The 6,934-nt window shown below is 65.6% G+C and carries 6 protein-coding genes and 1 tRNA gene; all 7 read right to left on the reverse strand.

Going from position 1 to position 6,934, the window contains the following annotated elements; all coding sequences use genetic code 11:
- Window positions 1-32: 32 nt before the first annotated feature.
- Window positions 33-659 carry a TetR/AcrR family transcriptional regulator gene (locus FMP39_RS07245; protein WP_141589237.1) on the reverse strand — a complete coding sequence of 209 codons (627 nt, stop codon included), beginning with the start codon at window positions 657-659 and terminating at the stop codon, window positions 33-35.
- Window positions 656-973: a multidrug efflux SMR transporter gene (locus FMP39_RS07250; RefSeq protein ID WP_141589238.1), complete on the reverse strand. Its 318-nt coding sequence runs from the start codon at window positions 971-973 to the stop codon at window positions 656-658. The genes FMP39_RS07245 and FMP39_RS07250 overlap by 4 nt, the downstream gene beginning before the upstream one ends.
- A 23-nt stretch (window positions 974-996) precedes the next feature.
- Window positions 997-1,743 carry a 3-oxoacyl-ACP reductase family protein gene (locus FMP39_RS07255; RefSeq protein WP_141589239.1) on the reverse strand — a complete coding sequence of 249 codons (747 nt, stop codon included), beginning with the start codon at window positions 1,741-1,743 and terminating at the stop codon, window positions 997-999.
- A gap of 524 nt (window positions 1,744-2,267) precedes the next feature.
- Window positions 2,268-2,340: transfer RNA gene (locus tag FMP39_RS07260), tRNA-Ile, on the reverse strand.
- A 78-nt stretch (window positions 2,341-2,418) separates the two neighbouring features.
- Window positions 2,419-2,805, reverse strand: a complete 387-nt coding sequence (locus tag FMP39_RS07265; RefSeq protein ID WP_228557750.1) for an MGMT family protein — start codon at window positions 2,803-2,805, stop codon at window positions 2,419-2,421.
- An 81-nt stretch (window positions 2,806-2,886) separates the two neighbouring features.
- Complete coding sequence (gene rpoD, locus FMP39_RS07270; RefSeq protein WP_011555174.1) at window positions 2,887-5,013, reverse strand: RNA polymerase sigma factor RpoD; 2,127 nt, start codon at window positions 5,011-5,013, stop codon at window positions 2,887-2,889.
- Window positions 5,014-5,105: 92 nt separating this feature from the next.
- Complete coding sequence (gene dnaG, locus FMP39_RS07275) at window positions 5,106-6,926, reverse strand: DNA primase (RefSeq protein WP_141589253.1); 1,821 nt, start codon at window positions 6,924-6,926, stop codon at window positions 5,106-5,108.
- Window positions 6,927-6,934 lie beyond the last annotated feature (8 nt).

The raw sequence follows: 6,934 nt of genomic DNA on the forward strand, positions 1-6,934 counted from the left end.
CGTTGGGTCAAAGAAGCGTGAGATGCACTCTCTCATGTCGGCCAAGCGAGCATCGCGGCATCAATGATGGCGGCGAGCTTCTTCGCGGAGGCGCCATCGCGAGCCTGTATCGACAAGCCCTCCAGCACCGTGGTGTAGAACGCGGCGAGCTTCCCCACCTCGGCGGATGCAGGGAGGTCTCCATCGAGAATGCCTCGCTCGAGTCGCTGCTTCAGCGCACGCTCACCCCTGAGGCGATTCTCCGCGAGGAAGGTCCTGACCTGCTCGTTCTCCGGCGAGCCCAGGAGCGAAGACAGGACGATCATGCACCCCCGAGGTTTGTCGCTGGCGGTGTAGGCCCGCGCATTGGCGCGCAGCATCTCCTCCACCGCCGCGCGTGCGGACGGAGCATCCTCCAGGCTGCGGGTGGTGTGAATGCCTTCGATCCGGTCGTAGAGTTCAACGGCTTCGCGGAAGAGCTCTTCCTTGCAGCCGAAGATGGAATAGAGGCTGGGCTTGTTGACGCCCATCGCATCGACCAGATCCTGGATGGACGTGCCCTCGTAGCCGCGCGCCCAAAACACCCGCATCGCCTCCACGAGTGCCTCGTCGCGGTCGAACCCGCGGGGGCGGCCCATCACAGCGGAGGGCTTCTTCGCCTTCACCTTGCGCGGAGTCATCGCTCGATTGCCCGCAGGCCAGCGACGCCGATACCGATCATCATCAGGAAGAAGATACGTGGTGCCGAGACCTGTTCGCCGAGAAATAGCATGCCGAAGACCGCGACGCCGCACATGCCCATCCCCACCCAGACAGCGTAGGCCGTTCCGACGGGCAGTTGCTTCAAGGCGAGCGACAGCAGCACCAGGCTGACCATGGTGAGGCCGATGCCGATGACACTGGGCCAGAACCGGGTCAGGCCGTCGGCTCGCTTGAGCGCGAGCGCCCAGGCGACCTCCAGACACCCGGCCACTATCAACACAATCCATGCCATGAACGGCTCTTGCTGTCGCGGCTTCAAGCCGAAAAGCCACCATCGACCGCGATGGAGGTGCCTGTGATGAATCGCCCGCTGGCACCCGCCAGGTGCCCGACGGTGGCGGCGATGTCCTCGGGCTGCGCGTAGTGCTTAAGGGACATGAGCGCCAACTCGGCCGCGACGGCGGGCCCGGTCGCCGGATTCATGTCGGTATCCGTCGACCCGGGGTCGATCACGTTCACTGTGATGCCGCGCTCGCCGACTTCCCGTGCCAGGCCCTTCGTCAGGCCGATCAAGGCGGACTTGCTCATCGAGTAGAGCGTGACTCCGCCATAGGGCACGCGCTGCGCGAAGCAGGAACCAATCGAGATGATGCGGCCACCCTGCTGCATGTGCGCGAGCGCGGCTTGAGACGCGACGAACACGCCTCGAACGTGGATTGCCAGCGTCCTGTCGAGTTCCTCGAGTGTGACCTTTTCGAACGGTCCGGAAGGGAAGATGCCGGCGTTGTTGACCAGGATGTCCAGGCGGCCCAACTCGGACGCCGCGCGGTCGACTGCGCCACGGACGGCGTCGGGGTCTCCGCTGTCCGCCTGGATGGCCACGGCCCGTCGGCCGAGTGCCTTGAGTTCACCGACCAGCGTGGCCGCTTTGTCGCCAGAGTTCGCATAGGTGAAGGCTACGTCCGCCCCCCCCTTTGCCAGATGCCGAACGATGGCGGCGCCGATGCCACGCGTGCCACCTGTCACCAACGCCGCCTTGCCACTGAACGCCATCATGTCCACCCTCTACTTTGAAACCGTTCGTTTAAAATGTCTACGCAGCGAGGGTGTCTCCGTCAAGACTTTCTTAATGACCGGTTCATATGCCCCCAGCAGAGCCCTTGGCGGGAAAGAGCCCGCGCTCTCTCCGCCATGGTGAGTAAGCCAGTTCCCTCAAGCAGGTGAGGAGGAGGCGAGCGAGGGGCTTGAAGCAGCGACCAGGAAGAAGCGGGTGAAGCTCACCTTCGGCCCCGCCTGGGTGCGTTGACGCTCCCCGAGGTGAACCGCAGCCCGCCGAGCTCTCGCCCAAGTCGATCAACAACCTGTGCGGCTTCGCACAGTGCCTCTTCCCCAAGGCCATCCAGCGCGGGCTCTGGAAGGGCGACAACCCTGCGGCTGCCGTCCGCCCGGCGCAAGGTGTCCAATCACGCCCCGTCCTATCTCAATGCAAAGGAGGTGGCGCCGGCGGTGCGGAACACCGCGGATGCCGCTCAATGGACAGACGCCCTTGAAGAGATTCCCAAGGAATTGAGAGGCATTGAGGGAAATGGGCCCTCCTGGATTCGAACCAGGGACCAATCGGTTATGAGCCGACAGCTCTAACCGCTGAGCTAAGGGCCCTCATGCGCCAACCAACCGCGTGACGGATTGCATATCGCCGGGCGCGCAGTCCTGGCAAGGGGCGTCGTTTACCCGGCTTCAGCGCTTCCGCTTCGTTGCCAGTCCAGGGGCCGGCGCCTCGCGGGGCACCTTCACGCGGAAGGTGTCCCCACGCTGCGTCACCTCCACGCCCTCGGCCCTCAGTCGCCGTGCCTGCTCCTGCGCCACCTGGGGCGCCAGCGTCCCGTCCGAGCGCGTGACGCGCCACCAGGGCAGCGGCAGCTCGGGCTGCTGGGGCAGGGTGGCCATCTCCCGGCCCACGCCTCTGGCGGCCCCAGGACGGCCCGCATAGAGCGCCACCTGGGCATAGGAGCGCACCTGCCCACGCGGAATGGCCCGGACCACCTGCCACACCGCTTTAGAGAAGGGGAGGGGAGCCTTCTTCACTTCTGCCTTCGGTGTCTTCGTCTTCGCTCGGAGTGCCACGGCCCCGGACTCTAGAAACACGAAGGCCCCCGGTCCACGAATGGAGCGGGGGCCCACGTTTCGGCTCAGCTCGAGCCCGGCTCAGCTCTCCACGAAGGAGCGCAGGCGCTTGGAGCGGCTCGGGTGGCGCAGCTTGCGCAGTGCCTTGGCCTCAATTTGACGGATGCGCTCGCGCGTCACCTCGAAGTCCTGACCCACCTCTTCCAGCGTGTGGTCGGACTTCTCGCCGATGCCGAAGCGCATGCGGAGCACCTTCTCCTCGCGCGGCGTCAGCGTGGCGAGCACCTTCCGGGTCTGCTCCGCCAGGTTCATGTTGATGACCGCGTCCGCCGGCGACACGAGGCTCTTGTCCTCGATGAAGTCGCCCAGGTGGCTGTCCTCTTCCTCGCCAATCGGCGTCTCGAGGGAGATGGGCTCCTTGGCGATCTTCAGGACCTTGCGGACCTTGTCGAGCGGCAGCTCCATCTTCTCCGCGATCTCCTCCGGCGTCGGCTCGCGGCCAATCTCCTGCACTAGGTAGCGGCTGGTGCGGATGAGCTTGTTGATGGTCTCGATCATGTGCACCGGGATGCGGATGGTGCGGGCCTGGTCCGCGATGGCGCGGGTGATGGCCTGACGAATCCACCAGGTGGCGTAGGTCGAGAACTTGTAGCCGCGCTTGTACTCGAACTTGTCCACGGCCTTCATCAGGCCGATGTTGCCCTCCTGGATGAGGTCCAGGAACTGCAGGCCGCGGTTCGTGTACTTCTTCGCGATGGACACCACGAGGCGCAGGTTGGCCTCCACCAGCTCGCTCTTGGCGCGCTCGGCGCGGCGCTCACCCAGACGGATGGCGTCGTAGTTGCGGCGCAGTGACTCGACGGGGAGGTTGGCCTCCTCCTCGACCTTCTTGATCTTCCGCACCGCCGTGCGCACGTCGCGGTCCAGGACCTCCAACTGCTCCGGCGTGAGGTTGAGCTGCTTCTGCAGCTTCTTGCCGATGTTGGGGTTCTCCCGCGACTCCTTCAGCTGCGGGCGCAGCTCCTTCATGGAGCAGTCGTAGCGGCGCTCCAAATCACGCAGCTCGTCCTCGGCCTTGTCGACGCGCTCGATGAGGGCCTTGAGGTTGATGACGATGCGGTCCACCTGCTTCTTGTTGAGCCGCATCTCCTCCAGGACCTCCATCATCTTGGTCCGGAGGTCCTTGATCTCCTGCTTCACTTCCTTCTTGCGGACCTCGGTCAGCTTCTTCTTGGAGGACAGCTCCTCCTCCAAGACGTCGCAGTCCTGGGCGAACTTGCGGAAGCGCTCGATCTGCTTGCAGATCTGCTCAATCTTGTTGAGCTCGCTCTGCGCCAGCTGCGCCGGAGCGTCACCTTCACCGACCTCCTCGGGCGCCTCTTCGGCACCTTCGGACTGCGTCTCCTCCGGCGCGTCCTTGATGACGTCGCGCACGCGCAGCTTGGCCGTCTTCAGCTTGTTGCCGATGTCGAGTATCTCCTCGACGGCCACCTTGCACGCCAGCAACGCGCGGAGGACTTCCTTCTCGCCATCCTCGATGCGCTTGGCGATTTCGACCTCACCCTCGCGGGTGAGCAGGCTGACGCTGCCCATCTTGCGCAGGTACAGGCGCACCGGGTCGTTCGACTTGCCGCCCGGCTCGTCGTCCTCGTCCTTCTCGTCCTCGTCGGCGTCTTCCTTCTCTTCCTCGACGGTGACGGTGGGCTTGATTTCGTTGTTCTGAGCGGCCTTCTGCGCGTCGACAATCTCGATGTCGTTGTCGCCGAACATGCTCATCACGTCGTCGATTTGATCGGACGACACGATGTCGGCGGGGAGCGCGTCATTGACCTCGTCGTACGTGAGGAAGCCCTTCTCACGGCCCGCGGCGAGCAGGTCCTTGACCTCCTTGCGCTCGGCGACCGGATCCTCCTCGATGTCGTCCTCGACGGCGTCGGGGTCGACCTGGACGGCGGCGGCGGCCTCTTCCGCGGCCTCCTCCGGGTCCACGTCATCGCCCATGGCCGGCGCCACGCCCTTCTTCTTCTTCTTGAGCTTCTCCGTCGCCTCGGCGACGACGTCCCTCGCGACGAGTTCTTCCTTCTCCTCGGCGCCCGTCTTGGCCCCCTTCGCCGCGGCACCGTCCGGAGCCTTCTTCTTGCGGATCACCGGATCCACCTTCTTCTTGGTCGGCTTCACGGACGCCTTCGAGGGCTTCTGCGTCGGCATTCGGGTACTTCTCCTTGAGCAAATTCAGGGGCTTGAGGCCTGGGCGAGCCGGCCGATCTACCGCAAAGTCAGGGTTTCTTACAAACGCGAACTCAAACCGGTTGCATGGGCGCCTTTGTTCCCGAGGAGGCAGGCTTGAGCTCCTCCAGGACACGCTTCTTGAGCGCCAACAGTTCCACGCGCTCCGCCAGGAGCTGGCGCGTCTCCTCTGTCAGGTCGAACGCCCCCGGCGTCTGCTCCGTCGCCCGCTTTATATAAACGAGCCGCTCGTCGATGCGCCGCACCATGATTTCCCTGCAGATGGAGAGGAACGCCGCTTCCAGGGGAACAGGTTCCGAGGGGAGCTGCCGCAGCGCGCTTTCAATGCCGCGCTTCACGGCTTCCGAGGATTCAAAGAGCGCATCGTTTGCGCCGTGTCCCGACGTCGCATGCGCCAGCGCCATGCGCAGGCCCATGTGGGACAGCTCGTCACACACGCGGAAGGTGTCCCGCGCCATCAACCGTGGCTCTTTCAACACCGCGCCCACGTAGAAGCACTCCAGCGCGGGGGGCGGCTTCTCCAGGGGCGGGGCGGGACGGTTGGGGCTCGAAGGAGGTGCGTCCCCACTGGCAGGCTTGGGCAGGGGCACCTTGCTGCGCAGGGCCGCCTCCACGTCCGCAGGCCGCCAGCCGAAGTGCTCGGCCACCGCGCTGAAGAGGGTGGCGCGCACCAGGCCCACGGGGACCTGTCCCACCACCGGCTTGAGCCGCTCGAGCGCTGCCATCTTCTCCTCGAAGCTCGCGGCCTTGCCCTCCGGGAGGAGCGACGCGAACAGGTGGCTGGTGAGCGGGTGGGCGCCGTCCAGCAGCCGTTCCACGCCCTCCTGGCCCACTCGACGCGCGAAGGTGTCTGGATCATCCCCTTGCGGCAGCAGGGCAACTCGCGCGGTCGCTCCCGCGGCGAGCAGGGGACCGGAAAGCCGTTCGACAGCGGCAAGGCCGGCCGAGTCTCCGTCCAACAGCAGAATCAGCTCGCGGGCCTCGGCGCGCTTCAGCACCTGCATGTGTCCGGCGGTGAGGTTGGTGGAGCACAGCGCTACCGCGTGCCGCACGCCCACCTGGTGGAGGCCAATGGCGTCGAAGTAGCCCTCTACCAGCACGGCGGCCTTGCGCTTGCGAATCTCGTCGCGGGACTGGTCCATGCCGAAGAGCGTCTCGCTCTTGTTGTAGAGCCGGGACTCGCGCGAGTTGAGGTACTTGGGCCCTTCATCCGCGCCAATCAGACGGCCACCGAAGGCGATGGGGCGGCCCTCCGGCGCGCGGATGGGCACCATCACTCGGCTGCGGAAGAAGTCGTAGTAGCCGTCGCCGCTGTTGCGCTTGAGGACCAGGCCGGCCTTCGCCGCCCACTCCAGCATGCCCAGCTTCTGGAAGCGCTCCGTCAGTGAGGCCCATTCGAGGGGCGCCCAGCCCAGGCCGAACGCCATGGCCGTCTCTTCGGAGACGCCGCGGCTGGCGATGTAGGCGCGGGCGGAGCGGCCTTCGTCCTGCTGCCACAGCATGGCGCGGAAGTGCTCGGCGGCCTGGTCCGTGGCCTCCTTGATTTGCTGCCGCTCCCGCATGCTGGGGTCCTGCTCGGCTTCCAGGTCCACGCCCAGCTCGCGCGCCAGGTCCCGCACCGCGTCCAGGAACGTCTTGCCCAGGTAGCGCTGGACGAAGGACACCGCGTCACCGCTCGCGCGGCAGCCATGGCAGAAATAGAAGCGCTTCTCCGGCACCACGTAGAACGAGGGGGTCTTCTCCTGATGGAAGGGACAGCAGGCCTTCCATTCGCGCCCGGCCTTCTTCAGGTCGACATGCCGGGAGATGAGCCCGACGAGGTCCACCCGTTCGAGGACCTCCTGGATCTTGTGCTCCGGAATCACGACTCCCACCCCCTGGC

Source organism: Myxococcus sp. AB056, from assembly GCF_006547365.1.
Classification (GTDB): Bacteria; Myxococcota; Myxococcia; order Myxococcales; family Myxococcaceae; genus Myxococcus; species Myxococcus virescens.